This is a genomic window from Mycobacterium toneyamaense (genome assembly GCF_055384815.1).
The window spans coordinates 4,597,553-4,622,879 of the sequence record NZ_AP040333.1 but is presented as its reverse complement, the minus strand read 5'-3'; the positions used below and the strand labels follow the sequence as shown (position 1 = coordinate 4,622,879).

Annotated in this window: 20 protein-coding genes; 6 read left to right on the top strand and 14 right to left on the bottom strand. The window is 64.4% G+C overall.

Annotated features, from left to right (window positions below; all coding sequences use genetic code 11):
* Positions 1 to 4: 4 nt before the first annotated feature.
* A complete protein-coding gene (locus ACZ5IQ_RS22285; protein ID WP_464480294.1) occupies positions 5 to 1,465 on the bottom strand; it encodes an FAD-dependent monooxygenase in 1,461 nt (486 codons plus the stop codon).
* A gap of 1,483 nt (positions 1,466 to 2,948) precedes the next feature.
* Entirely contained in the window at positions 2,949 to 3,566 is a 618-nt protein-coding gene (locus ACZ5IQ_RS22280) for an MspA family porin (protein WP_346414605.1), read from the bottom strand.
* A gap of 103 nt (positions 3,567 to 3,669) precedes the next feature.
* Here ACZ5IQ_RS22280 and ACZ5IQ_RS22275 point away from each other — a divergent pair.
* A protein-coding gene (locus ACZ5IQ_RS22275) for an IS3 family transposase (RefSeq protein ID WP_110783669.1) occupies positions 3,670 to 4,940 on the top strand; the annotation gives its coding sequence in 2 pieces (ribosomal slippage) (positions 3,670 to 3,943 and positions 3,943 to 4,940; 1,272 coding nt in all).
* 217 nt (positions 4,941 to 5,157) lie between these two features.
* On the opposite strand, the gene ACZ5IQ_RS22270 is transcribed toward ACZ5IQ_RS22275, so the two are convergent.
* Entirely contained in the window at positions 5,158 to 5,787 is a 630-nt protein-coding gene (locus tag ACZ5IQ_RS22270; protein ID WP_464480293.1) for a TetR family transcriptional regulator, read from the bottom strand.
* Between the two features lie 1,330 nt (positions 5,788 to 7,117).
* On the opposite strand from ACZ5IQ_RS22270, the gene ACZ5IQ_RS22265 reads away from it, so the two are divergent.
* Positions 7,118 to 7,264, top strand: a complete 147-nt coding sequence (locus ACZ5IQ_RS22265; protein ID WP_464480292.1) for a hypothetical protein — start codon at positions 7,118 to 7,120, stop codon at positions 7,262 to 7,264.
* Between the two features lie 63 nt (positions 7,265 to 7,327).
* On the opposite strand, the gene ACZ5IQ_RS22260 is transcribed toward ACZ5IQ_RS22265, so the two are convergent.
* From ACZ5IQ_RS22260 to ACZ5IQ_RS22235, 6 genes are all read right to left on the bottom strand, one after another.
* Positions 7,328 to 9,229, bottom strand: coding sequence for a glycosyltransferase family 39 protein (locus tag ACZ5IQ_RS22260; RefSeq protein ID WP_464480291.1), 1,902 nt, complete (start codon positions 9,227 to 9,229; stop codon positions 7,328 to 7,330).
* Positions 9,230 to 9,284: 55 nt separating this feature from the next.
* Positions 9,285 to 10,703, bottom strand: a complete 1,419-nt coding sequence (locus ACZ5IQ_RS22255) for a sensor histidine kinase (protein WP_464480290.1) — start codon at positions 10,701 to 10,703, stop codon at positions 9,285 to 9,287.
* A 97-nt stretch (positions 10,704 to 10,800) separates the two neighbouring features.
* Entirely contained in the window at positions 10,801 to 11,502 is a 702-nt protein-coding gene (locus ACZ5IQ_RS22250) for a response regulator transcription factor (RefSeq protein WP_212814657.1), read from the bottom strand.
* 1,007 nt (positions 11,503 to 12,509) lie between these two features.
* Positions 12,510 to 13,364 (bottom strand): energy-coupling factor transporter transmembrane component T family protein, encoded by an 855-nt coding sequence (locus tag ACZ5IQ_RS22245; RefSeq protein ID WP_212806794.1) that lies wholly within the window; start codon positions 13,362 to 13,364, stop codon positions 12,510 to 12,512.
* Positions 13,361 to 15,364 (bottom strand): ABC transporter ATP-binding protein, encoded by a 2,004-nt coding sequence (locus tag ACZ5IQ_RS22240; RefSeq protein ID WP_212814659.1) that lies wholly within the window; start codon positions 15,362 to 15,364, stop codon positions 13,361 to 13,363. Before ACZ5IQ_RS22240 ends, ACZ5IQ_RS22245 begins: the two co-directional genes overlap by 4 nt.
* Positions 15,365 to 15,407: 43 nt before the next feature.
* Positions 15,408 to 16,289: a 1-acyl-sn-glycerol-3-phosphate acyltransferase gene (locus ACZ5IQ_RS22235; protein ID WP_212806793.1), complete on the bottom strand. Its 882-nt coding sequence runs from the start codon at positions 16,287 to 16,289 to the stop codon at positions 15,408 to 15,410.
* Positions 16,290 to 16,961: 672 nt separating this feature from the next.
* Between ACZ5IQ_RS22235 and ACZ5IQ_RS22230 the strand changes: the two genes are divergently transcribed.
* Positions 16,962 to 17,276: a hypothetical protein gene (locus ACZ5IQ_RS22230; protein WP_212806792.1), complete on the top strand. Its 315-nt coding sequence runs from the start codon at positions 16,962 to 16,964 to the stop codon at positions 17,274 to 17,276.
* Positions 17,277 to 17,442: 166 nt separating this feature from the next.
* Here the strand turns inward: ACZ5IQ_RS22230 and ACZ5IQ_RS22225 are convergent, their stop codons facing one another.
* Both ACZ5IQ_RS22225 and ACZ5IQ_RS22220 read right to left on the bottom strand, forming a co-directional pair.
* The gene (locus ACZ5IQ_RS22225; protein ID WP_244872784.1) at positions 17,443 to 18,066 is read right to left on the bottom strand and encodes an MSMEG_1061 family FMN-dependent PPOX-type flavoprotein; all 624 of its coding nucleotides are present in this window, start codon (positions 18,064 to 18,066) and stop codon (positions 17,443 to 17,445) included.
* Between the two features lie 55 nt (positions 18,067 to 18,121).
* Complete coding sequence (locus ACZ5IQ_RS22220) at positions 18,122 to 19,078, bottom strand: PDR/VanB family oxidoreductase (protein WP_212806790.1); 957 nt, start codon at positions 19,076 to 19,078, stop codon at positions 18,122 to 18,124.
* A gap of 65 nt (positions 19,079 to 19,143) precedes the next feature.
* Between ACZ5IQ_RS22220 and ACZ5IQ_RS22215 the strand changes: the two genes are divergently transcribed.
* Together ACZ5IQ_RS22215 and ACZ5IQ_RS22210 are read left to right on the top strand one after the other, a co-directional pair.
* Positions 19,144 to 19,794: a TetR/AcrR family transcriptional regulator C-terminal domain-containing protein gene (locus ACZ5IQ_RS22215; protein ID WP_244872785.1), complete on the top strand. Its 651-nt coding sequence runs from the start codon at positions 19,144 to 19,146 to the stop codon at positions 19,792 to 19,794.
* A gap of 415 nt (positions 19,795 to 20,209) precedes the next feature.
* Positions 20,210 to 21,292 carry a copper resistance D family protein gene (locus ACZ5IQ_RS22210; protein WP_346414538.1) on the top strand — a complete coding sequence of 361 codons (1,083 nt, stop codon included), beginning with the start codon at positions 20,210 to 20,212 and terminating at the stop codon, positions 21,290 to 21,292.
* A 98-nt stretch (positions 21,293 to 21,390) separates the two neighbouring features.
* On the opposite strand, the gene ACZ5IQ_RS22205 is transcribed toward ACZ5IQ_RS22210, so the two are convergent.
* A complete protein-coding gene (locus ACZ5IQ_RS22205) occupies positions 21,391 to 22,242 on the bottom strand; it encodes a helix-turn-helix transcriptional regulator (RefSeq protein WP_244872786.1) in 852 nt (283 codons plus the stop codon).
* A gap of 120 nt (positions 22,243 to 22,362) precedes the next feature.
* Between ACZ5IQ_RS22205 and ACZ5IQ_RS22200 the strand changes: the two genes are divergently transcribed.
* Positions 22,363 to 23,301 (top strand): SDR family oxidoreductase, encoded by a 939-nt coding sequence (locus tag ACZ5IQ_RS22200; RefSeq protein WP_212806787.1) that lies wholly within the window; start codon positions 22,363 to 22,365, stop codon positions 23,299 to 23,301.
* 45 nt (positions 23,302 to 23,346) lie between these two features.
* Here ACZ5IQ_RS22200 and ACZ5IQ_RS22195 read toward each other — a convergent pair whose 3' ends face one another.
* Together ACZ5IQ_RS22195 and ACZ5IQ_RS22190 are read right to left on the bottom strand one after the other, a co-directional pair.
* The gene (locus ACZ5IQ_RS22195) at positions 23,347 to 24,732 is read right to left on the bottom strand and encodes an aspartate aminotransferase family protein (protein WP_212806786.1); all 1,386 of its coding nucleotides are present in this window, start codon (positions 24,730 to 24,732) and stop codon (positions 23,347 to 23,349) included.
* On the bottom strand, positions 24,729 to 25,250 hold the full coding sequence (locus tag ACZ5IQ_RS22190) for an Lrp/AsnC family transcriptional regulator (RefSeq protein ID WP_212806785.1): 522 nt from the start codon (positions 25,248 to 25,250) through the stop codon (positions 24,729 to 24,731). The genes ACZ5IQ_RS22195 and ACZ5IQ_RS22190 overlap by 4 nt, the downstream gene beginning before the upstream one ends.
* Positions 25,251 to 25,327: the final 77 nt, after the last annotated feature.

The following is a 25,327-nucleotide window of genomic DNA, read 5'->3' as shown; positions in this document are numbered from 1 at the left end:
ATATTCATCGCGGATCGCCGAACCAATACGTGAGTGCGTCCCGCAGCCCCGCATCCGAGGCGCCGGCCCACGCGATGTGTGCATCCGGGCGAATCAGCAGGGCGTCGGCCTGGCCCCTGAGGATGTCGACGCGATCCACCCACGGTGCCGCGACGTCGCACAGCTCGGGTGGTCCGACGAAGACAGGTCGCGCCGCGCGCAGGGCCGCCACGACGGCGTCGGGCAGGTGCGACGCGAACGTCCCGGCCAGCGGGTGCGGCTGCGCGCCGGGCATCGGATACCGGACGTCGGACGCGGCGATCATCGCGCCGACGCGCGCAAGCGCGGGCGCGTCGGAGAGCAACTCAGTGAACACTTTTCGCAGCGCCTCGTCGGCCGGATCGTGGCCCCGCCGCAGCGACACCTGGGCTTGCGCGTGCAGCAGCAGGCGTTCGCCGGCGAGGTGCCGTTCGGAGTGGTAGGTCTCGAGCAGGCCGGGCGGCGCCCAGCCCCGGAGCGTGGCGGCGAGCTTCCACGCGAGGTTCACCCCGTCGAGCATCCCGGCCGATACCGCGACGCCGCCCGTCGGAATCTGGTGCGCCGTGTCACCGGCCAGCAGCACCCGGCCCGACACGTAGCGCTCGGTGTGCCGGGCCGCGTACGTGAAGCGGGTCAGCCGCTTTGGCTCGCCGAGCGGGAAGTCCACGCCGAGCACGCGACGGACGCTGGCGCGGAATTCGTCCAGCGTCATCGGGTCGTCATCGTCGTAGTCGTGATCGGGCGCCTCGCTGGTGTACAGGCCCAACCATCCGGGCTCTGACGACGCGATGGCGAAGATGCCGCCCTCGGTCTGGCTGTAGCCCCACGGCAGGCGGCCATAGCCCGGGACGTCATAGTCGCCGTCGTCGCGGACGGTGATCTCGCGCGGCCACGTGACGGTGGCCATGCGGTGAATCTCGGGATACACCATGCCCGGGAAGCCGATGCCTGCCAGTTCCCGCACCCGGCTGCGTACCCCGTCGCAGCCCACGACGTACCGGGCGCTGACGCGATACGGGCCGTCCGGACCGCGGACCTCGAGATGCACGGCGTCGTCGTCCTGCTGCAGGCCCACGACCTCGTGACCGCGCCGGACCTCGACGCCCAGGCCGCGTGCGTAGTCCTGCAGGAGGGCTTCGAGCTGAGGCTGGGGGAGTCGCTGCACCTGCATCGGCGACTCGTCCAGCTGGGTGAGGTCGACGTGGATGCCGCCGAACGGGAGTTTGGCGGTGACTGGCGGGCCGGCCGCGTCATTGAGCAGGTCACCGAGTTCGCGGTAGCGCAGTAGGTTGAGGATCTGGCCGCCGATGCCGCCGGCTTTGGCGACCTCGCGAATGTCGGTGAGTCGCTCCAGAACGAGCGGTTTGATCCCGGTCAGGCAGAGTTCGGTGGCGAGCGTCAGACCGGTCGGTCCTGCGCCCACGATGATCACATCAATGTTCGTCATGCGACCCCCTCAAGACGATCGAGCTGCAGTTACGTTGCAGCCCAGCGATTCTGGAGCATGAGGGGGGTATTGCCACAAGCCCCGGGGTGCGCTATATGTTGAAAGTGGAGAGGAGGGGAGCAGGGGTTGCTTTTCTCCGTGGCGACGCGCATTACGAAATCTCGAACGGTGCCGGGTTCGACCGTTCGCACTGCAAAAGGTCAACTAAGCAATCGCGTGGCAGGTCGTGGGTTCGCGGCGCGTCCGTGGCCTCCTGGTTCTTGACGCGACGCCGATCGTGCTCCGGCCATTGCCTCCAGAGATGCCGTGAGGCTGTTCAGGACCGAGTGTGCCGCGTCGGGCCGCTCCGCTGTTGTCCGCCATCTGGCCAGACTTCCCCTCCAACTGGCGGGAAGGTCGCTCGGATGACCCGTAAGGGCCTCGAAGCGAGAAGTCGCCCGTCGTGCGCTGCGGAGTGCACCGTGCCTATCGCGTGCCACGACGTACGCGAGTGCAGACGCCGCACGGCGCCGCGCGACTTTGACAGTCAACCGACACCTCTGTCTGGCAAAAATAACGCTGCTTGCATTGTGCGCACGACGTTGAGTCGTACTCGGCTCAAATGTGCTTTCAATCCTGGGGAATTCGTATGGATCGCGTATCGCGACAATATGAATATGCAGCGGAGAGGAGCGTCGGAAAAGCGCGAACTCCGAATATTTACCCATTCTGATGAACAATATTGCGTTGCTGTGCTACGGCACCTGACCGACTAAATCGACTGGTAGCAAGACTAATTAGAGCTTGAACCGGCAATCGTAGAAGTAGCTGCACGGTTTGCGATATAACGTTTCAACGCACGATGTTACCGCGATTAGACAATTCATTTCAGTCGATTGAATGAGCTAGTGTCGGCGACTGTAAGTAGTTCCGCAGAAGAGGAGGTATGTGAATGTCGAAGCAGCACAAGTCACGTCATCGTGCAGCGGTCGCATTGCTAGCGGTCGCGCTGATGGGCACGGGCGCCGGATTTACCGCGGCCGTGGCCGGCGCGCAGCCGCCCCCACCGCCCGGGCCGGGCATCCTGCCGCCGGGGCCCGGTGCGCCCCCGCCGCCCGGTGGACCCGGCCTCGCTCCTCCTCCGGGTCCAGGGGCTCCGCCGGCCCCGGGCGGCCCACTACTCCCGCCTCCGCCGTTCTGATCCTGGTGCAGCGACTCGACCGCCCGGCGCGTAGCCCGGTTGCCGCAGGTGCAACCGGGATGCGGCCGGGTGGTCGACCCGCTCGTCACGGACTGAGTCCCGCTGGCGGGCTGGCGATCTCGGCGCACAACCCCGTCTGAATGCCGCTCGTTTGGCGGCTCCGCTACTCCGCTGGGGATTCATTTGATCTTCGAACTCGCCCCGTTCCCTCGACCGACTCATCTCGGCGGCCAAGGCGCGTCCGGGCATCTTCTGGGCCGTGTATTCCTCATCCAGCGCCTCCATGCCTCGATGGCTGCCCGGTTAATTCATGTTCCAGGGTTCACCGTAGGTGGTCACCGAGTCACCGGTCTTGGCGATCAGGCGAGCAAAGGGCCGCAAAAGCACGCCGCCGGCTGCACCGGTCACAGTGCCGTGCGCGTTGGACACCGCCACTGAACCCGTCGGGCCGGAAACGTCCACCGAGAACGTCGCGACTTCCTGGATACCCGGGCCGTTGCCTAGATCGGCGGAGATCGACACACCCGGCAACAGGTTTGGTGTGATGATGCCGCCACCGCCGCTCCCGCTACTGTTGAATGTGCCGGGATTGACATCGTCGAGGAGAATGTTCGGCGTGGTGTAGCTGAAGTTGATGCCTACGCCCAGGGCCCACGGGAAGCCGATCTGATAGCCCAACTCCAACGTGCCGGTGAACTGGCCGCAGCCGTTGCCATCACACTTGTAGGTGGCGCGGCCGGAGTGGAACCACTCACGTGTCAGCCGGTTGCGGTCCAACGGAAATACACCGTTGAGGAACGTGTCCCACTGCTGCACCGTCAAGGTGCGATCGAGGCCGTCCACCAAGCTCAGCTGGTTGTCTAGATCCGCGCGTGAAGGCCCAGCTCCGACGGACAACGCCACGACCGCACAGATGCTCATCACGAAGCCGCATTTCAATGTTGTCAACAGTTCTTTCCCGTCCTGATAATGAACCACCCCGGGTTTGATGCACACCTTCTTTCGAGGGAAGGTCGTTTGCATCATGCCAAGGAAGTACGACGACGAGTTCAAGGCCCGAGCGGTCCGGTTGGTCACCGACCATGCCGAGGAGTACGACACCCGCACGGCCTGCATCACCGCGGTCGCCAAGCGGTTGGGGGTGTCGTATGAATCACTGCGCCGCTGGGTCAACCAGACCGAGGTCGACACCGGCCAACGTGACGGGGTGCCCACCGACGTCGCCCGTGAGAATAGAGAGCTGAAGCGCAAGAACCGCGAGCTTGAGGAAACCATCGAAATCCTCAAGGCGGCAACAAGTTTCTTCGTGCGGGAGAGCGACCCGCGACACCGTTGATTTGTGCGTTCATCGCCGAGCATCGTGCTCGGTTCGGGGTCGCTCCGATCTGCCGCGTGCTCACTGAGCACGGCTGCCAGATCGCCCCGAGAACCTTCTACGCCTGGCTGACCCGCCCCCCATCCGCTCGGGCGCTGTGGGACACCGTCATCACCGAGGTGCTCGCCGGCTTCTACGAGCCAGACGAGCACGGCCGACGCAAACCGGAGTCACTGTACGGGGCTACCAAGATGTGGGCTCACCTGCACCGACAAGGCATTGTGGTGGCCCGCTGCACCGTGGAGCGCCTCATGCGGGCCAACGGCTGGCGCGGGGTTACCCGCCGCAAGAAGGTCCGCACCACGATCGCCGATCCCGCCGCGGCGCGGGCGGCCGATCTGGTCAAACGCCGGTTCCGGGTGCCCGCGCCCAACGTGCTGCTGGTCGCGGACTTCACCTACGTACGGCTGACCAACGGAACGTTCGTCTACACCGCATTCGCCATCGACGCCTACGCGGGCCGGATAGTGGGATGGACCTGCTCGGCCAGCAAGGAGGACCGGTTCGTGCGTCAGGCGATCCGCCACGCCGCCCAACTTCGTATCGACGAGGGTAATCCATTGTTGGGCAACACTATTCACCATAGCGATGCGGGCTCTCAATATACGTCTGTGCGGTTCGGCGAGACCCTGGCGCTGTCTGGACTGGTGGCCTCAATCGGGACAGTCGGCGATGCCTTCGATAACGCTCTGGCGGAGACGACCATAGGGCTCTACAAGACTGAAGCCGTCCGCGATGACTCGCCGTTTCGGCGCGGCCCTCTGAGCCGTCTGACCGACGTGGAGCTGCTCACCGCCGAGTGGGTGCACTGGTACAACGCCGACCGGCTCATGCACCGCCTCGGTCGCATCCCACCCCTGGAGTACGAAGCCGTCCACTACGCTACAAACGCGGCCAACTCAGAGGCTGCACACCAGTAACCGGTGTGCATCAAACCCGGGGCGATTCATAATGCCTTGGTCGTTGATTCAGCGCCGATGATGATCTAGGCAGGATAGGGCCGAATGATGTTGTACTCGTGGGGTTTTTGTATGTGAATCATGTCAACCGCGACACATGTGCAACTGCGGCTGGCGGCCGGACCGTCGCTCATGCGCAGGTGGTGTTTGCAGCTCTGTAGGCCGCCGGTACGACGGGTCAACCGGCAAGGAGTCTGTCGGTGATCAGCAGTTCGAAAGTACTCACGATGGCCGGAAGGTTGTCGGCAGGGCCAACTGCCGAGGGGTAAGCGGCGATACCGCAAAGAACCGCGACCATCGTTTCGACGGCATCGATGATGTTGACCTCATCGCTGAGCTCGCCTCGATCGATAGCCTCACGCATTGCCGACGAGATGAATGCCCGGGACATACGAAGCACCGAGCGGTCAGTGACGATTCGTGTTTCATTGCGAACCGATTCGCGCACGGCGGCGGCAACAAGTTGGGCGTTGCACTGGCCAGGGTCGTCGGCGCCCAGGGCCGCTGAAAAGAAGCTGACAAGCTGTGCGGGAAACGTTTTCGAGCGCCGGGCCGTAGCGGCCGCTGCCGCCACTACATCGACCGCCGGGCGGTCAATGGCGTCGCGGTACAACTCCGATTTGTTGGCAAAGTGATAGTGCAGTGCCGGTCTGGACAAGCCAGCCCGTGTTGCGATGACATCGAATGTCGCGGTGGTGTAACCGAATTCAATGAACGTCTCTCGCGCTGCACGCAGAATGCGCTGACGGTTGGCGGCGGTTGTTGCTGCCGACGGACGGCCCGCCTTGAGACGTTCGATCGGTGCCATGGTTCCATTATGGGTCGGCATATCGGCTGTCGCGCCCCGCTGGCGTTGTGGGTTTTCTATCAATTCATCTCAGTGGCGAGCCTGAAAATGCATAGGGATGCCACAGGCCCGATGACGTTCTACAGACCACCTTGTGCACTACAGTCGTTGCAGGACAGACTGATTCACCTAGGAAGGGAGCTACATGTCCAGCTCAATCACACGTCGGCCCAAGTTTGTCGGCGCCGCCGTATTCATCACCGGGCTTGGATTGACCGCCAGCCTGCTCGGTGCAGGTGTGGCCAATGCCGGTCCGCCTCTGCCGCCGCCAAGCCAGTGCGCACCGCCACCCGCTCCGTGCCCGCCGCCGCCTCCGCCGCCGCGGTGATCAAGAGGATTCCCTGACAAACTGTCCAGGCGGCGCAGCGCGCGTGAAATCGCGTGCTGCGCCACCGCCATTTTGTGTCATGCATGCCTCTTGTCATCGTCGTCGATGTGGGCATCGGCTTCGAAACGCGTTGATGCACAGGATGCTTCAACATGCCGAACAGTGCAGCCAAGGTCGCCGCGCATCGCCCCGAGATCAATGGCGGATGTTCCTGCGGCGAGGTACGTCGACGTCGATCGGGCCTGCGATCCTTCCGAAACCTTCAGTGGCTCAGCCCTTATCCCCGTACTCGGAAGTGGCGACCGAGCGCGTGCCGGCGTCCTCTGCACGCAGTGGCGGGCAGTTCATCGCGCGGATTCCTGTCGTGACTACAATTCTGATTGTCATTTCCTATGCGCACGACAGCTCGTGCATAGCAGGAGGTCATAGGCTGGATTCGCCAATGGGCCCGCGACAGCCTGTTGGTTATCGGTGATGACCTTCCGGCATCATCTCAATTAGTGCGACACGCGAGCGACCAGTCCTCCCGGTCTCTCGCGTGTCGCACCCCTTGTGCAGTCCTGTTGCGCTGCATTGATTTTGACCAATCGCTCTTCACTACCCGGTGGAGCTGCTTGTTTTGGCCGTCCAGGTCGGCATGAGCGTGCGCTAGGTTTGACCTTGGGAATTCCTATGGATCTTGTATCACCCAGATATGGATATTGAGGCGCGCGTGGCGGTTATGACCCTGCTGGTTCAATTGTTGAGGATCGGGCACCGACCGGCTATTCGGCACACATGATTGTGTAATCAATTGGCGCACACCGTATTATGAATGCGCTAGATAATGATCGTGTCGTCACGTACCGGCGCGAAATTGCCCACGTAGGTCAGAATTCGCAAAGGTCGCGAGTCCGGCGGGCCCCAACGACGTGGGCTAAAGTCGGCGCCTGTCAGCTTGTTTCACAGTGGGGAGATGCGCATATGCCCAAGCAGTACAGGACGCATCGTCTGGCCAGGATGGCATTATTGGTGATCGCGTCGGTGAGTGTGGGCGCAGGCGTCGGTGCGGCGGTTACTGCGGTCCTGAGCCTGCGTGGTCCCAATCCGGCCGGACACGGCCTGACCTAGCCAGCACACGCCACGGCCGCTGCATTCTTCGGTTATCCGACAACGGTATTGGACAATTCCTGCCTAGGATGCGCTGTGTTGGTCCGCGGTGAGGTCGTAGTAGGTCACACCGTCGACGGTGGCGGCGGTGAAACTCTGTTTCACCCAGTCGGCGATCTTGTCGCCCTCGGTCTGCGCCCCGCTTTGTCCGCCGGGGAATCTGGGGCCGCGGGAGGCAATGTAGTAGTGAATCCGCCCCTGGGCGGCGTACTGCTGGAACTGCGCCAGGGTCGGTGATGGGTCCATGCCCCCAAAGCCGCCGATCGGCATCACTGCGTGGCCGGTCGCCAACTGGTAAGTGGCGGCGTCATTGGCGCCGTTGGTGGCCGCCACCCACTGGTAGTTGTCTGCATTCGCTTCGAGCAGCTGTTCCAGCCGCGTGCTCGATGCGGTATCGAAGCCGGGTGGCATGCTGGGGAAGTGCTGGCTGCTGAGCTGCGGGCCGGCGGTCACGATGCCGCCGTTGTGCGGGGTGGCTACGGTCTCTACACAGTAGGCCAGCGGACCGGCCAGCACTGCGACGACAGCAAGTGGGGCCGCGCACGATCCGAACGGGATGCCGCGCAGTACATCGGCTACGAGGATCAGCGCGGCGCCGGCGCCGATCACCGCCACCGGCCAACGCAGCCAAGGCGCGAAATCCGGTGTGCGGTTCAGCAGTACCCAAGACCAGCCCGTGGTCAGTGCAATCGCCGCTGCCAGGGTCAGACCGATCCACATGGTGGCTCGGCGTCGCCAAAGCTCGGTGGCTCCGATGCCGACCAGTGCGGCAATGGCGGGGGAGAGCGCCATCGTGTAGTAGTCGTGATAGAGGCCGGACATGAAGCTGAAGATGACGCCGGTGCCGAGCAGCCAGCCGCCCCAGACCAGGTACTGAGCTCGCTGCGGCTCGGTTCTGGACGCCCTGCCGCACAGGATTATTCCCGCGACGAGGAAGATCAGAGCGGCCGGCAGAAGCCACGATATCTGTGCCCCGGACGCGCCCGTGAACAACCGCAGGATGTTGGGATCGGAACCGAATGGGAAGCCGCCGTGCTTACTACCTGGCGGCAACTCCGCGCCGGCGGGTAGCTCCGGTAATCCGCCGTGGCTGCCACTGAGCCGAGATATTCCGTTGTATCCGAACGTCAGGTTCAGGAAGCTGTTGTCGGTCGAACCACCGATGTAGGGCCGGCTGCTGCTCGGGATCAACTCGACCAGGGCTACCCACCAACCGCCCGCCGTGACCATCGACAGCAGCGCTGCGATCAGTTGCAGCCCCCGGGTACGCAGCCGGGTCGGCCCGGCGATCAGATAGGTGAGGACCAACGCGGGTACCACGAGCATGACTTGCAATTGCTTTGTCAGAAAACCGAATCCGATGAGTGCGCCGCAAAACGCCAGCCACCGCGTGCGGCCGTCCTCGACGGCGCGCAGTAGGGCACCAACCGCGCCGATCATGAGCAACACCAGCAGGGCATCCGGATTGTTGTAGCGAAACATCAGAGTGGCCACCGGCGTCAAAGCCAGTGTGCCGCCGGCGATCAGGCCCGCGACCGCACCGAATTGCCGGCGGACGATCACGTACAGAAGTGCGATAGAGGCGAGGCCGATCAGCACTTGTGGTAGCAGAATCGACCACGTGTTGACGCCGAAGATTCGGGCGCTGAGCTCCATCGGCCACAGCGATGCGGGCGGCTTGTCCACGGTGATGGAGTTTTCGGCATCCGACGAGCCGAACAGGAATGCCTTCCAGCTCTGCGCGCCTGCCTGCACGGCCGCGGCGTAAAAGGCGTTGGCCCAACCCATTCGGCCGAGAGTCACGGTCCACAAGACCGCGGTGGCCGCCAAGAGGCCGGCGAGCGCTGTACGCGCCCACCGCGGGTCGGACTGTGAACGAGCGGCCTGCGGCAGTCGTGCCGGATGCAACGTCGGGTTCTGCAGCATGCGCTCATCTTCTGTGACTTACCTGGGAAGATCGTTGGGCAACTGTGGGGCGCGGCTATGACTGTGTGCCGCGTGCCGGCAGCGTCACCGTGAACGCAGACCCGTTCGGGCCACTGTTGACTGAGATGGTGCCGCCGTGGGCTTGAGCTACCGCCTGGGCGATGGCCAATCCGAGGCCGGTGCTGCCTGCCGCTCGTGAGCGGGATTCGTCGCCGCGGGCGAAGCGTTCGAAGATTTCCGGCAGTAGATCGGGCGGAATTCCGGGGCCGCTGTCGGCCACCGTCAGTGTTGTTGATCCGTCGTCGCCCACGGCGAGTGTGGTGGCCACCTTGGTGCCGGCGGGGGTGTGGACGCGGGCGTTCGACAGCAGGTTGGAAAGTACCTGGTGCAGCCGCTGGCGGTCACCGACCACAACGACAGGCTGGTCTGGAAGGTCTAGGGCCCAACGATGTTCAGGCCCCGCCATGTGGGCGTCGCTCACGGCGTCGATGACCATTTGGGATAGGTCGACGTCGTTGTTCTCGAGTGGGCGGCCGGCGTCCAGCCGGGCCAGCAGCAGCATGTCCTCGACCAACTGGCTCATGCGCCGGGACTCGGCGTGGACCCGGGTGAGCGCGTAGACCAGATCGTCGCGTCGCGCATCAGGCCTCTCGGCCACCAAACGTCGTGCCACCTCGGTGTAGCCCTGGATGGAGGCCAGCGGCGTACGCAATTCGTGACTGGCGTCGGCGACGAACTGGCGTACGCGGGTCTCGCTTGCGTGGCGGGTGGCCAATCCGTCGGCTACCCGGTCGACCATGCGGTTGAGGGCGGTGCCCAGCCGGCCCACCTCTGTATGCGCGGCGTCGGCGTTGACCGGTTCGATCTGGGACGGAAGTCGTACGTCGCCTTCGTGCAACGGAAGTTCGGCAACGTGTTGCGCGGCTTCGGACATCCGTGACAGCGGGACGAGCTCACGGCGAATCATCGCGCTCCCAGCGGCGATCGCCGCCGCCAGCGCCACCGCAGAGAACCCACCGATCATCCAGGTGACCGATCCCAGCGTCTGTTGTACTCCCGATACTGGCAGGCCTGCCACCACAACCGTATCCCGGGACTGCTGCGCGGCAAGGCGGTAAAGGCCCAGACCGTCGAGGTAGACACTCACCTTGTGCCCCTGGGGAACTCGCTCTAGCTGTGTCAGTGCCGCAGGGCTGACGGAGCGCCGATCGCCGCTGGTCATGATGACTGCCGCCTGACTCTGACCGGGCCCCGAAATGATGGCGCCCACGGTGCCTGCCGATTGGCCGGGCGCGTCGAGAAACATCGGCCCGGGACCGGAGAATCGCAGGAATGGCGGCGGTCCGAACTCAAAGAACGTTACGGACCGCGATTCGGCGTCGGAAACCTGGCTGTCGAGTTGGTTGATGAGGAAGTGCCGGAGCGCAACCAGGGTGGCGGCTCCGACAGCGGTGCACAGTCCTGCTCCGAGCACCGCAACCACGACGATCAGGCGGCTCCGCAACGTCCATGTACGCGGCGCGCAATTCCAGCGACATCGCGATGATGGGGCAGGGTCCGCCACCACGATGTCACTGAGGTTTGAGGACATAGCCGATCCCGCGGACCGTTTGGATCATGGGCGTGCGGTCGGCATCGATCTTCTTGCGGAGGTACGAGATGTACAGCTCGACAACGTTGGAGCGGCCCTCGAAATCCCAGTCCCATACGGCGCGGAGGATCTGGGCTTTGGTAAGTACCCGTCTCGGGTTGTTCATCATCAACCGAAGAACTTCGAATTCAGTTGCGGTCAAATTGATTTCCGCTCCCGCACGGGTTACTTCGCGGCTGTCTTCGTCTAGCACCAGATCGCCGACGACGAGTTGAGCACTGTCGGCGGCAAACCCGATGCCGGACCGGCGAACCAGTGCCCGCATGCGGAGGACCATTTCTTCGACGTTGAACGGCTTCGTGACGTAATCGTCTCCACCCGCGGACAATCCAGCGATGCGATCTTCGATGGTGTCTTTTGCGGTGAGCAGCAGCACTGGTAGTTCTGGGCGGATGCGGTGCAGTTCGTGGAGCACGTCGAGGCCACTCATGTCGGGCAACATGATGTCGAGCACCACGATGTCGGGTTTCTCGTCGGCGGCCTTTTTGATGGCCGATGCACCGTCGCATGCTGCCGTGACGAGCCAGCCCTCGTAGCGCAGCGCCATGGCGACCAGGTCGCCGAGTGCCGGTTCATCGTCGACCACGAGCACCTCGATCGGGCTGCCGTCGTGGCGAGTCATCGGGGCCGGAGCTGCAGGGCCGGTGGCTTGTGGCCGACGGGTCGCCTCGTAGGCGTCTGGCGAGTGTCGCATCGCGTCATTGTTGCCAACCGGATTAGCGACGATCTGTGGTTGACCTATGGATGACCTATGAAACACAGCTTTCAGGTGGTAGTTGATTGTTGATTGTCTGGCGTGACCACCCAACATCGGTCGGGTCCCGCCTTGGCCCGGGAGTACTTGCCTGGTCCGCCGCATCTCGTCGGGCATCTCTAGGGAGTACCAGCAGTCGGGTTCATGAAACCCCGTGCGCGTCGTCCATTCATTTGGTCGAACGAATGCGGGAGGCCTGGATCAGGAGATCGATCCAGGCCTCCCGTTATCACCGTCGGCCTATAGCGGTGGAAGCAATGGAATCCCGAGAATGTTCGGTACTCCAAGCGCTGGAGGCGGGGGCGCAGGTGGACCGACACACGGCAGCAGCAGAACACACCCTCCCGGTGCCCCCGGGGCTCCCGGTCCGGGTGGGGGCGGTGGCATCGCGCCGGCCGTTGCCGTTTCGAATCCGATTGCGCTTAAAGCCAATCCGGCACATACGGCCACTGATCCGACTACTGGACGTGACTTCTTCACGATGTCCTTCTCCTCTGCCAAATTCGGTGGGCGACGGAATCGACGGTAGTCGGCGAACATAGGCAGAAACTGTCGGTCGATTAGGGCCGCCGTATCAGTTTTGGCTGTCGTCTTCCGTCCGTCTGACCGGGTAAAGCGATTGGTGACCGTCGCGCGTTCGGCGATGGCGTAATCGGAGAACGAATAATCATCGCGGCCGGGAATTCATAAAAACTCTTCGACAATCGCGGAGTGATCACCTTCCGCGATTGGATACGCTGATATCCGGCGGATGTGGCGGTGCACCGAGCGGTCAGAAGACGCATCGAGACGAAAGACGTTCGGCAACAACGTGGTTCATTGATCGCTGAGTGCCGGTGATATCCAGGGATGCCCGCGCAGGCTGGTCCTCAACCCTAGTGACGACTCGGCGGACCGCCGATGCCGCCCATGGTCACATCGAGACCGAGGGCAGTGGCGCAGACGGCGCCGGCGATCGCCAGTGCTACCCAATCGGACCGGCGGAGTTTGGTGCGGCCGGCGGTGAGTTGTCCGGTTCCACCTCGGGCGGCGATCGCATCGCCCATTTCGTCGGCGCGGCGAAACATCATCGCAGTGACGGTGGCTATCAGGTCGACACCGTCGCGGATACGCTGTCGCACCCGTCGTATCCCGCTCAGCTCTGGTGCGGGCCGCAAGGTGCGGGCCGCGTTCACGACCCTGAACTCGTCGATCAGCAAGGGAAAAGACCGCAGTGCCAAGGCCAGGGCCACCGCGAGGTCGTCGACAGGGATCGCCAGTCGGCGCAGTGGGCGGCCCAGTGTCGCTATCGCCGGCGCGACATCGGCGACGTCAGTGGTCCAGGAGAGCACCGCACCTGTGAGCAACAGGACGATGGTCAACGCCGAGAGTTGCAGGAACTGAAACAGGCCACCGAGTCCCACATGCAGGCCGGCGATGATGACGAACGGGGGCCCGCCTGCGGTCAGGAGGACCGCGGAGCCGATCAAGACGACTGCCCATACCGGCGGCGGTACGGACGGAAAGGCGGTCCTCGGGATGCGTGCGAGCCGGATCGCCGCCAGGTCCAGGACGCCGACCGCGGCGATCGGGACGGGGCTGGGATCGATGGCCAGCATCACCGCGACGGCGATGGCGACGATGAGCTTGGTGCCAGCCCACAACGAGTGGACCGGGCTTGTTCCCGGGACGGGTCGCATGAGCACCAACGGCCTCGGGCCCCGAGACTTGTCTTGCGTACGGGGTGTCATGACGATGCCCCCGTCGCGGGCGACACTGGAGTCTCGATTGCACCGCCGCGCAGGCGTAGCACTCGCGGGCACAACTGGTCCAGGCCGAGGAAGTCGTGCGAGATCATGATGATCGTCAATCCGGTGGTGTGGCGCAGGTCGGTCAGCAGCTGCACGAGATCGCGTGCGCTGCTAGCATCCAGGCCGGCCAGGGGCTCGTCGAGGATCAGCACCCGGGGCCTGCGGGCCAATAGGCCCGCGAGCACCAGTCGGCGCTGCTGTCCGCCGGAGAGTTGATCGACGCGGCGCCGCGCGAGTGCGGCGTCCAGGCCGACACTGGCCAGCGCGGCCACCACGCGATCCGTCTCATCTGCATCGAATCCTGCGGCGGATGCGATTTCCAAATCGACCCGCGGCCGCATGAGTTGTAGGCGCGCGGCTTGGAAGGCGATGGCGATCGTGCCGACCTGTTCGGCGGCGGGTTGGCCATCGATCTGGACCGATCCTGCGGAGGGCGCGGTCAGGCCGGCCATGATCCATGCCAGCGTCGACTTGCCGGACCCGTTGCCGCCGTGGATCAAAATGCCATCGCCCTGGTGCACAGTGAGGTTGATGTCGGACAGCGTGGTGTGTGCCCATGGGGTGCCCGTCGCGTACTGATGGCTGACGCCGTCCAGTCGCAGCACGGGCACGCCGGTTGCCGCGGGCAGGCGACCGACAGCGGCCGGGGCTGAAGCGGGTGCCGCGACGGTGGACACCATGGCGGTGTCATTTCCGGTTCCGGACAGGCTGATGACCCGGTCGGCGCTCTCGGCTTCGTCGCGGTAGTGGGTGATCTCGACGACTGACATTTGCTGGTGTGCGGTCAGGCCGTCGACCACCGCCAGCAGCGCTTCACGGCCCTCGGGGTCCACCATTGAGGTGATTTCGTCGGCTACCAGAAGTTTCGGCGAGCGGGCCAGCGCAGCGGCCACGGCCAGGCGCTGCAGTTCACCTCCGGACAGGCCATTTGTCGCGCGCTCACGCATCCCGGCCAGACCTACCCGGTGCAGGATTGCATCAACGTCCACTGGTGTGTCCGGGGGCAGGCCCCAGACGACGTCGTCAGCAACCCGCATACCCAGCACCTGTGTCTCCGGGTGTTGCAGCACCACAGCGGTGCCTCCAATGCGGCCCAGGCCGACTGCACCGGGCCGGTGGACCGCGCCGGTGGTGGGTTCGGCGCCGGCGAGAATGCGTCCCAGTGTGCTTTTGCCGGACCCGTTGCCACCGACCACGGCGAGACGCTCGCCGACATCGACGGTGAAGTTGGTCGGCGCCAGCGCGTCGTGTTCGGCGTCGGGATACCGGAAGCTGACGTGGTCCAGATGCATCGGCAGCGGGGCGGGGGCGGCCCCGGCCAGGTCGGCCGGGGGCGGGTCGAGGTTGTGGACGTCGGGGATCCCGCCGAGGCGCCGCAGGACACCGGACATGATCCACCAGCCGATGACAGACACGAGCGTCACGACGGCCGCCATCCAGCCGGTTAGCAGCAGTGGCCAGGCTCTGAATCCGGCCGAGGTCAGGTGCGCCAAGCCGTCGCCGAGGTCACGTAGGGCGGGAACGGCGTGTAGGGCGGCAACCAGTCCGTTCGTCGTCGCGTTCAAGGCGCTGAAGATCAGCGACCGCAACGGCGTCAGCACCAGCAAGATGCCGGCTGTGACGGTCCCGAGGACCGCGCCTGCGGTGAGACCGGTGAGGGCGACGGTGACGATACCGCCGCCGCGGCGTTTGACGATGCCGGCCAGCCCTCCGATGTAGGCGCAGGACAGCACGGTAATGGCGCCGGGCACACCAATGATGAGGAATGCGATCATCGCACCGGCGATGGCAGCGGTGATCAATACCCGTAGCCGGTGGCGGTGAGCGAGTAGCCCGATCGGCACGACGGCGGCCAAGGCCAGGAATGCCGTCACCGGCACCACGGCTGTCGAGATCGCCAGGCCTGCTGAGGCCGCAGCGACCGTCGCGGCGTGTGCCATCTCCCCGGGGAGCAGGCCGGCGCGGCCTTCGGTGCGAACTCGGCTAGCCACGGGCGTCGTCGCTCATGTTGACCGGGCGTGCGGCACGGGGCCACGCCAGCGGATTCAATGCGCGGTAGGGGTCGGCGGCGCGAACGCTCAGAAGGTCGACGAAGCTGGTTTCCAGCGCTTCCTGGGTGGTCTCCTTGACCGTGGCGATCCATGTCTCACCGGAGACATCGGCGGGTTTGGTCGTGGTGATGGGGGCACCGAACCTCAGGTACATGCGCTGCGGCCGTGGGATGAGAGTGGGACCGATCCCTCGCATCAGCGGGATCGGCATGTTCGGACGGCCGGTGATCTTCTCGCTGATCGTCATGCTGAGCCGGCCCAGCATGCTGTCGCGGGTGAACAGATGCTGGTACATGTCGTCGCCGCCGACCAGGGTCACCGGCACGATCGGGTAGCCGCCGATGATGGCTTCGCGGGCGAAGCCCGCTCGGCCGAGCCAGTTGATGGTGTTCTCTTCGCCTTTGAACTTGGCGAGCTCGCGGCCGCCGCCGGGAAACACCAGAATTGTGTCGTTGTTCCGCATCAATTCCTGGGCGTTTTCCGGAGATCCGACCACGGCGCCGACGGCGGCGACCACATCTCCCATGGGGCCGCCCATCTTGCCGATACCCCGCTCTGCCAGCGGCCGCACCCGCGTCCCGATGCCGCGCCGCACGTAGTGCAGGATCAGCGGCACCTCGATGAAGCTCTGAGTGTGGTTCGCCACCAACAGAAATCGGCCGTCGGCCGGCAGGCTCTCGAGCCCTTCGACGTAAGGGCGCATCAGGTCGACGATGGGTTCGGCGGCATCGCTGACCGACCCCAGAACCCGGCGCAGTAGCTGTACCCGCGCTGGTTGACCGAGGTTCTCTTCAGCGGTGTAGTGGATTGTCATGACGATGATGTGCTCCGATCCAGGTGTCGATTTGCCGAACCAGGCGGCGATTTGGCCCGATGGCGGGTGAGGCAGGCCGTGGGATTGCCGAGATGCAGCGACCTCGGTGCCTGGTGCGACCGGTGTGGCCCGGGAACTTCGCCGGCCCCGACCCGCTGCCCAGTACGGACGTGAAGCTATCGGCCGAATCCATCAAACCTCTAGGACATTGCTTGCGAAAACGTATGAATACAGCTGGTTTTGAGTCACAGCCGGCCCTACCCATGACCATCGTCACGGTCGAATGTCGCGAGTCTGTCCTGGCCGCTGAATCGCCACGCCATAATGGGACCGTTGTTTGGGGTGAACGAAAGTTGGTGCGGTCCAGCAGCTCTGGCGCAGGCTGCTAGGTGTCAGGCAACGAAACTCGCGGAGTCGCAAAGTCCGTGCGCATGTGGTCGATCTTCTTGGCAAGACTCCGTGAGTGCTAGATTCCAGTGAATACCGTTGTTGGACAGTATCTTCTGGAGTCGGTAGAGGCTTTTGTATGGCGCCTCGGCCGTACAGCGACGATACGGAAACTCGGGATCCGGGGTAGGCATAGCCGACTCCTATGACGTCGATACGGATTTCCCAGAGTCGGCGGCTACGTTTTGCCCAGCACGGCAGCCAATCGAGGGAGGTCCCTGCCGCATGAGAATCAAACTGATCACCCGAAGTACCGTCATTTCAGCCGCTGCGCTCGCTATTTCGCTGACTGGTGTCGGCATTGCACAGGCCTCGCCCGATACGGTCAACCAGGACAATCAGGCCGGCCATTCCCGCTCCGGGAAGACGGCACGTAACAACACCAACGGTCTTGACTGGGGCGATGATTGGAGCCTGGGTGGCTTTCCGCCGATCAACCTGTCGAGTTTGCCGGCGCCCAACGTGAACCTGTCGGTCCCGCTGTCATTGGGCATGCCTGGCTTATCCCTCCCAAGCCTCAACCTCAGTCTGTTTCACTAGGCGTGCCCTGTCGTAAGTCCTCAGCCGGAAGAGGCAAGGCACTCACGGGGCCACCAACGCCCCGATTCCAGCTCCAGCCGGTGATCTAGACGCTTGGGTGCGACCAACTTGGGCACCACCGTGGGTTTCTCGGCGGGTGGCCGAGCTGCCCGGTTGCGGTCTGAGGTCAGTACAACTCGTTCTCGTAATGAACGTCGATCACCGCGTGGAGTGACCCCGCCAGGTCGCCGAGTTTCTCAGCCATCTTCGCCGCGCTCTCGGTGATCGTGAGGGTGTAGAAGTCCCCGCCTAATGTCACAGCGTCGGCCAGTCCGCGGCTGTCACCTTCCCACAGCTTGGCCCGGATGACGGCCTTGCCGCATTGCCCGAACACCTCGCGGATGCGCACGATGGTGGCCAACACCGCGGGTTTGCCGTCGGCGCTGAGCATCTCGAGCAATTCAGGGTCATCGGTGACGAACGCGTCCCCGTTCACCCGGATCACCTCGCGGATGCCCGGCACGAAGAAGACCAGTCCCACCGCGGGATGCTCGGTGATGTTCTCGTGGGTATCAGCGAGCTTGTTGCCCGGCCGGTGGGGGATGGCGAGCGTCCACGGGTCGAGGATCCGCACCGAACCGGGTGGGTCGCCCCGCGGGCTGGTGTCCAGCTGACCGTCGGCGCCGACGGTGGCCATGCAGAAGAACGGGCTGTGCGCGATGAAGCGAGCCGAGAATTCACCGAGTTTCGGCTCCTTCTTCTCGGCGATGAACCTCTCCGGGTATCCGACGATCTCCCTCACCCGCTCCATGGAGATGGGGGAGTACGAATCTGCCGCTGTACCTGTTGATTTCAGCATGGATTACCTAAGCATCGAGAACGAGTCGGGGAGTCTGGGCGCGCGAAACACAGATGAACATGCGGTCGTTGGCGGCGCGCTCGGACTCCGAGAGGATGTCGTCGCGGTGGTCGGGGACGCCCTCGAGCACGGCGGTCTCACACGCCCCGCAGATCCCGGATCGGCACGACGACGGCACCTTGACCCCGGCATTGTCGAGTGCGGCGAGAATGCTTTGGCCCGCTTCGACATTGACGGTCCTGTCTGACGCTGCACACACCACTTCGACCGGAGCGTCTGCGGATGCCGTCCGCTTGCCTGGTTTGAAGCGCTCGAGATGCAGACTGTCCGTCGGCCAATGGGCGGTGGCGTCCTGCAGCGCCGACAGCAGTGCTGCAGGGCCGCAGGCATAGATCTGCGCCCCGGGCTGAACCCGAGCGAAATGCGCGCCGAGAGGGATGCGACCGTCGGCGTCAGAGGCGTAGAAGCTCACCCGCGTTCCGTATTCGCCGAGTTCGTCGGCGAACGGCATCGAGGCGGCGGTGTGCCCACCGTAGAGCAGTTTCCAGTCCAGGCCCCAGGATTCGGCCTGACGGAGCATCGGGAGGATAGGGGTGATGCCGATGCCGCCGGCGACGAAGATGTACGAGGCGGCCGGACGCAGCTCGAATGTATTCCGCAGGCCGGCGACCGTAAGTTGTTGTCCTGGACGCAGAAACGCGTGGACGTACTCGGAGCCGCCGTGGCTGGTCCGTTCCCGGCGCACCCCGATGCGGTAGTACGAGCGCTCACCGACCGGCCCGCACAACGAGTACTGACGCTGGATGCCGGTGGGCAGGAGCAGATCGATGTGCGCTCCGGGTTCCCAGGCTGGCAGTAGCTCGCCACAACGCGGCTGCAATTGCACGGACACCACACCGTCGGCCTCCCATCGGAGTTGCCGGACCGCGACGCCAATCCCATCGGCTCCCAGTTCGCTGCCCACGCCACGCCCTCCTTCGCATTAACAATGTTAATCGCAGGTCGGAGCGTAGTGTTAACATTGTTAACGTGTCAACCGCCTCGACTGGCCCCGATCGTGTGGCGCTCGCCAACCTGTCGGTGGACCGAGTGGTCGGGGAAGCCCTGGCACTGGTAAACGAGTCCGGGCTGGAATCGCTGACCATGCGCCGGCTGGCCGACCGGCTGCGGGCCCACCTCCCGACCATCTACCGACTGGTCGACGGCAAGGACGCCCTCATCGACGAGATGGCCGAGGCGATCCTGGCGAAGGCGCTCGACAATGCGCGCCTGGACCACCCGGATTGGGTCGATCGCGTCAAAAGCCTTGCAGGGGGTCTGCGTTCGGCACTGCTGTCACAGCGCGACGGGGCGCGGATCGTCGGCGGAAACTATGCTGCCAAGCGGGCCAACCTGACCTTCATCGATACGCTCGTCGGCAGTGTCCGGGCCGGCGGCCTGGCCCGCGAACATGCGTTGTGGGCGGCCAGCTCGCTGTTCTGCTACGTCCTTGGTGAAGTCCTTGAACAGCAGGGCGCCGCCGGCGGCGAGACCGAGACGCTGGAGGGTGTCGTCCGCTCGGGAGACTTCCCACACCTCGCGTCCGGCCCCGTCGTGCAGCTGCTCGACTTCGACGCGCGATTCGACTACGGCTTGAGTCTGCTCATGGCCGGAATGCGTTCCGGCGCAGACCGTTCGTGACCGGCGCCAGAAGCGGATACAACGACTCACTGCGCTGAGTGTGAATGATCATGCCGACCCGCTCTGCGTCGGTCGTAGTTGGTTTCGCAGGAACGGGCTTAATCAATGCGCCACTAGGTCGGCAGCGCCGACATGTGTGTAGTAGCCGGTGTAGCGCGTTGAGCTCGCCGGCCCGGTCGAAACGTCGTCACGTCTCGATTCATAGCCTGTTGACATGTTGCGCTGACCGTGCACCCACGCGCGGGCACAACGATGGCGGGTGATCCGGTGCACACGAGACTGCCCAGGACATGTCGATCGAGGAAACATACGCGTGCCACGTTTTCAGGAATCAGCTACGAACACAATGAGAGTCGGCGATTCGGACGCTCCCGTGGTGGTGGGTTGAGCCATGACACCTCCGTCTCCGAGCGCAATGGCCGTGGTCACGCAGGTCCTCTATGACATCGGACTGGCCAGTGCCACGGGAATCGGTGTGGGCATGGCCTTGCTGGTCAGTCCGTGCTCTGCCCACGGCATCCTGGCACGGCGGCTGGGTCGCCTCGCGCTTCCGGTGGCGGCCCTGGTTTTTGCGACGTCGGTCCTGCATCACCTGAGTGCGGTGGCGGCGTTCGCGAAAACCGGACTCGTGCAGGCGCTCTCATGGCAGGCAGTATCTGCATTCATCACGGCCCCACCCGCGCGCGGTGGTTGGCTCGGGTCGGGCGAAATCGCTGTCGTGCAGTCATTTTTCTACTTGCTGACCATCGGAGGTTTGCTCTGGGTCCGGTGGCATCCGTCACGCTCGGCCGGCATCGGTGTGGCCGGCTGCGCTGTCCTGACCGCGGTCGTACCGCAGCTGATCAGCCGGACGTTGACGGCGCATGCGTTGCCCAGCGTCGTGCTGACGATCGCCCATGTGGTTGGCGCCCTGCTGTGGGCCGGGGGCCTCATCGTGCTGGCCACGGTGGCGGTGATGGGGCGACGCCCGGCCGGCAACAGCGATGTCCGCGAGAGTGCCGCAGCCCTTACCGATGAATGGCGGCGTCTCTGGGAGCGTTTCAGTGTCGTTGCGCTGTATGCGGTTGGGGCGTTGATCATCAGCGGAACCTGGATGACGTGGACCCACGTCGGTACCCCGACTCAGCTGTTGACCACACCGTACGGCCGCGCGCTCGGACTCAAACTGATATGCGTTGCGCTGCTGATGGCTGCGGGGGCCTACAACGTGCGTGTGCTGTTGCCACGCATCCGCGCCGCGCAGCGTGACTGCGATAATCGCACCGCGTGGCGGATCGCGGTGGAGCACTTCCCGGTAGTGGTGGTCGGCGAAAGCGTAATTGTGGTCGCGGTTTTCGCGATTGTGCCTTTCCTGCGCGGATCTGCGCGGTCCGAGGCCGGTTGGCCCAACGCCGGACCGTTCGACATGAACGCTGCCGCTACCGGTCTGGTCCTCGTCCTGCTGGTGGCCCTCGCACTCCGGCTTGGCGCGAAGCCCCGTGACAGCGAACTGATGTGAAACTCCGCAATCTGCATGGTAACTCGTCACTACCGAGGGCAGGCCTTGGCAAGTCGCCGTCTCGACGACCGGCGACTTCGGCCCACCTGGTAGTGCGCTCAGCCGAATTGGTTGTCGATGGCGATGTTTCCGACGACGGCGAGCAGTTGCAGCTTCTCGTAACTCTCCGAGCCCGGCTGGGCGGTGTACACGAGGAGCAGGTGGGACTGTTGGGGGTCGACGAGGTATTGGCAGGTGAGTTCGAGCAGCCCAACCTGCGGGTGAAGGAAGCGTTTTGCCTCCTCGGGCCGAATCCCGACGGCATGGTCTTCCCACAATCCGCGGAACTCTTCGCTGCGCGCGAGGAGCATGTCGGCATACCACGCTGCACGGAAATCGGGGCCGCGCAGGGCCAGACTCGCCCGCAACCCGGATGCGTACATCGCCGACAGGAATGCGTGGTCGTCTACGGGATGGATCTCTCGGCTCGCGGGGTCGGTGAACCATCGGTAGATGATGCTGCGTTCGGGGCCGGTGAACTTCGTCGCGTCCCCGGTCAGCGCGACTGCCAGCGGTGTCTGTCGCAGGGATTCGCCGAGTTCGGTCACGATCTCGGCCGCAGTGTCTGACAATCGATCCAGCACTCGCAGCAGCCCCGGGGTGATGTGGTCGCCGGTAGCACCGCGGGGCGGGGCGTGGTGGCCTGCCAGTCGGAAGAGGTGGTCGCGCTCGTCAAGGCTCAGATGTAGGCCTTGGGCTATCGCCGCGATCATCTGTGGCGACGGATGTGGACCTCGTTCGCGCTCGAGGCGCGTGTAGTAATCGGTGGACATGTGACAAAGCGCCGCGACCTCCTCGCGCCGCAGACCTTGAGTGCGCCGACGTTGCCCTCGCGGTAGTCCGACGTCTTCCGGCTGGAGTGCGCTACGGCGGCGCCTGAGAAATTCGGCGAGTCCGGCCCGGTCGATCACTTGCGTCTCCTCTCCGCAATCACAGTACGACCACTCCGTCCCGTATCCAGGGATCGCCGATCCCTGGATACGGGTTCCCGCGGGTGTGACTGTGGAGTTCACACCTGATGGAGGAACCCCATGCATCGCGCCCCGATCGATATCACCCTGCCCGACCTCACCGGCACCCGCGCCGTGGTGACCGGCGGTACCGACGGCATCGGCCTTGGCACAGCTCGTCGCCTGGCTGCGGCCGGCGCCGAGGTTGTCCTCCCCGCGCGCAATCCCGTCAAAGCCGACGCCGCAGTTGCCACGATCTGCAACGAGACACCCAACGCTCGAGTGTCAGTCGAGCCACTCGACCTCTCATCCCTCAAATCGGTTGCGAGCCTGAGCCAGCGCCTGCTTGACGACGGCCGGCCGATTCACCTACTCGTCAACAACGCCGGCGTGATGACACCGCCCGCCAGGCAGATGACGGCCGACGGGTTCGAGCTGCAGTTCGGCACCAATCACTTGGGACACTTCGCCCTCGTCGCGCACCTACTGCCGCTTCTGCGCGCCGGGAAAGCCCGTGTGACCTCGCAGATCAGCATTGCGGCGAACCGCGGATCAATCAATTGGGACGACCTCAACTGGGAGAAGTCCTACAACGGCTTCGGTGCGTACAGCCAGTCCAAGATCGCGTTCGGATTGTTCGGCCTCGAGCTTGATCGGCGCAGCCGCGAGCTCGGCTGGGGGATCTCCAGCAATCTCGCCCACCCCGGCGTCGCCCCCACGAGCCTGCTCGCCGTGCGCCCCGAGATCGGCCGCAACGGCGATACTCTCGGTGTCAGGCTCATCCGGCGAGCCTCAGCAGTGGGCCTCATCGTCGGAACTGTCGAAACCGCGAAGCTCCCCGCTCTGATGGCCGCCACCACACCGAATGCCGGCGGAAAGCTGTACGGGCCCAAGGGGTTCATGCATCTTGGTGGTGCACCCGCCGAACAGAAGCCCTACAGCCGAATCCGCAGCCAAGACGAAGCCCGCCGCGTCTGGACGGCTTCCGAAGATCTGACCGGCACCCATTTCGGCGGGTAGCCACCCAAATCTGTTCGGGCAGCCAAGAGTTCGGGACAGAGCCGTCTAGAGGCGTCGCCCCGCTTCGTCGAGGACGGTGCGCAGGATGTCGTAGATCGCGTCGAACTCCTTCTGCCCACTGATCAGCGGCGGAGCCAGCTGGATCACTGGGTCGCCGCGATCGTCGGCGCGGCAGTACAGACCTGCCTCCCACAGCGCTGGGGTCAGGAAGCCGCGCAGCAGGCGCTCGGACTCTTCGCCGTTGAAGGTCTCCCTGGTGGCCTTGTCTTTCACGAGCTCGATGCCGTAGAAGAATCCCTCGCCACGGACGTCGCCGACGATCGGCAGGTCGTACAGCTGCTCGAGTGTTGCCCGGAAAGCCGGGGCGGTCGCTTTGACATGGTCGTTGATGCCCTCGCGCTCGAAGATGTCGAGGTTGGCCAGCGCCACCGCCGACGACACCGGGTGTCCGCCGAAGGTGTAGCCGTGGGCGAACATCGTCTTGCCGTCGTTGAAGGGTTCGAACAGGCGGTCACTGGCGATCATCGCGCCGATCGGGGAGTAGCCGGACGTCAAACCCTTTGCGCTGGTGATGATGTCGGGGACGTAGCCGAAATCGTCGCAGGCGAACATCGAGCCGATGCGGCCGTAGGCGCAGATCACCTCGTCGGACACCAGGAGGACGTCGTACCGGTCGCAGATCTCCCGGACGCGTTGGAAGTATCCCGGTGGCGGCGGGAAGCAGCCGCCCGCGTTCTGCACCGGCTCCAGGAACACTGCGGCGACGGTGTCGGGGCCCTCGAATTCGATGGCCTCGGCGATGCGGTCGGCGCAGTACCGGCCGAAGGCCTCCGGGTCGTGTGCGTAGGCATCGGGCGCCCGGTAGAAGTTTGTGTTCGGCGCGCGAAAGCCGCCGGGGGTGAGCGGTTCGAACGGCGCCTTGAAAGCCGGGATGCCGGTGATCGCCAGCGCACCCTGCGGCGTGCCGTGGTACGCGATGGAACGCGAAATCACCTTGTGCTTGCCGGGTTTTCCGGTCAGCTTGAAAAACTGCTTGGCCAGCTTCCATGCACTCTCGACCGCTTCGCCGCCGCCGGTGGTGAAGAAGACTCGGTTCAGGTCGCCTGGGGCATAGTTGGCGATGCGCTCGGCCAGTTCGATCGCGGTCGGCGTTGCGTAGGACCACAACGGGAAGAAGGACAGTTGCTCGGCCTGCCGGGCGGCGGCGGCCGCGAGTTCTTCGCGGCCGTGCCCGACCTGTACGACGAACAGGCCCGAAAGCCCGTCGATGTAGCTCTTGCCGCGGTCGTCGAAGATGGTGACGCCCTCGCCGCGGGTGATGATCGGCGGGGTGATGTCGGCCCCATGGCGGGCGAAATGGCCCCACAGGTGCCGCTTGGCCTTGGCTGCCAAGTCGGTTGAAAGTGATTGTGCTGCATTGATTGTGGTCATCGCGTGCCCCAGTTGTATTGCTGTTTGACGAGTTTGAGATAGACGAGCGTTTCGGTGGACAACACCCCGGGCACGGCTCGGATCTTGCTGTTGAGCAGGTCGAGCAGGTGGCCGTCGTCTTCGCAGACGACTTCGATGATGATGTCGAAGGTGCCGGCGGTCAGCACTACGTAATCGACAGACTCGATGGCGGCGAGTTTGTCGGCGACCTTGGTGGTATCACCGGTGCAGCGAACGCCGATCAAGGCCTGGCGTCCGAAGCCCATTTGAACGGGGTCGGTCACGGCGACGATCTGCATGACGCCGCAGTCGATCATGCGCTGGACCCGTTGGCGCACGGCCGCTTCCGATAGTTCGACCGCTTTACCGATGGCGGCGTAGGACTGCCTGCCATCCTGCTGCAGCTGCTCGATGATCTCTTTCGAGAGCTCGTCGAGCTGGAATGCGGCACCGCCCCGAGATTGGTTACTTCGTGCAGGCAGCGCAGCGGCATCAGGCGGTGCATCGGAGATGGCCATGGCGTCAATTGTGCACGGATTTCGTCGTTCAGCACAACATGCACGACGGAATCAGTCGTAGGAAGCATGATTTCGAG

What these genes read in the sequence shown, in the direction of transcription:
- ACZ5IQ_RS22200 (WP_212806787.1), top strand. Translation starts at nt 22,363, where the DNA reads ATGCATCGCGCCCCGATCGATATCACCCTGCCCGACCTCACCGGCACC.
- ACZ5IQ_RS22270 (WP_464480293.1), bottom strand. Translation starts at nt 5,787, where the DNA reads ATGGCACCGATCGAACGTCTCAAGGCGGGCCGTCCGTCGGCAGCAACA.
- ACZ5IQ_RS22195 (WP_212806786.1), bottom strand. Translation starts at nt 24,732, where the DNA reads ATGACCACAATCAATGCAGCACAATCACTTTCAACCGACTTGGCAGCC.
- ACZ5IQ_RS22235 (WP_212806793.1), bottom strand. Translation starts at nt 16,289, where the DNA reads ATGACAATCCACTACACCGCTGAAGAGAACCTCGGTCAACCAGCGCGG.
- ACZ5IQ_RS22250 (WP_212814657.1), bottom strand. Translation starts at nt 11,502, where the DNA reads ATGACTCGCCACGACGGCAGCCCGATCGAGGTGCTCGTGGTCGACGAT.
- ACZ5IQ_RS22210 (WP_346414538.1), top strand. Translation starts at nt 20,210, where the DNA reads ATGGCCGTGGTCACGCAGGTCCTCTATGACATCGGACTGGCCAGTGCC.
- ACZ5IQ_RS22190 (WP_212806785.1), bottom strand. Translation starts at nt 25,250, where the DNA reads ATGGCCATCTCCGATGCACCGCCTGATGCCGCTGCGCTGCCTGCACGA.
- ACZ5IQ_RS22245 (WP_212806794.1), bottom strand. Translation starts at nt 13,364, where the DNA reads ATGACACCCCGTACGCAAGACAAGTCTCGGGGCCCGAGGCCGTTGGTG.
- ACZ5IQ_RS22260 (WP_464480291.1), bottom strand. Translation starts at nt 9,229, where the DNA reads ATGCTGCAGAACCCGACGTTGCATCCGGCACGACTGCCGCAGGCCGCT.
- ACZ5IQ_RS22240 (WP_212814659.1), bottom strand. Translation starts at nt 15,364, where the DNA reads ATGGCACACGCCGCGACGGTCGCTGCGGCCTCAGCAGGCCTGGCGATC.
- ACZ5IQ_RS22225 (WP_244872784.1), bottom strand. Translation starts at nt 18,066, where the DNA reads ATGGAGCGGGTGAGGGAGATCGTCGGATACCCGGAGAGGTTCATCGCC.
- ACZ5IQ_RS22230 (WP_212806792.1), top strand. Translation starts at nt 16,962, where the DNA reads ATGAGAATCAAACTGATCACCCGAAGTACCGTCATTTCAGCCGCTGCG.
- ACZ5IQ_RS22280 (WP_346414605.1), bottom strand. Translation starts at nt 3,566, where the DNA reads ATGAGCATCTGTGCGGTCGTGGCGTTGTCCGTCGGAGCTGGGCCTTCA.
- ACZ5IQ_RS22285 (WP_464480294.1), bottom strand. Translation starts at nt 1,465, where the DNA reads ATGACGAACATTGATGTGATCATCGTGGGCGCAGGACCGACCGGTCTG.
- ACZ5IQ_RS22265 (WP_464480292.1), top strand. Translation starts at nt 7,118, where the DNA reads ATGCCCAAGCAGTACAGGACGCATCGTCTGGCCAGGATGGCATTATTG.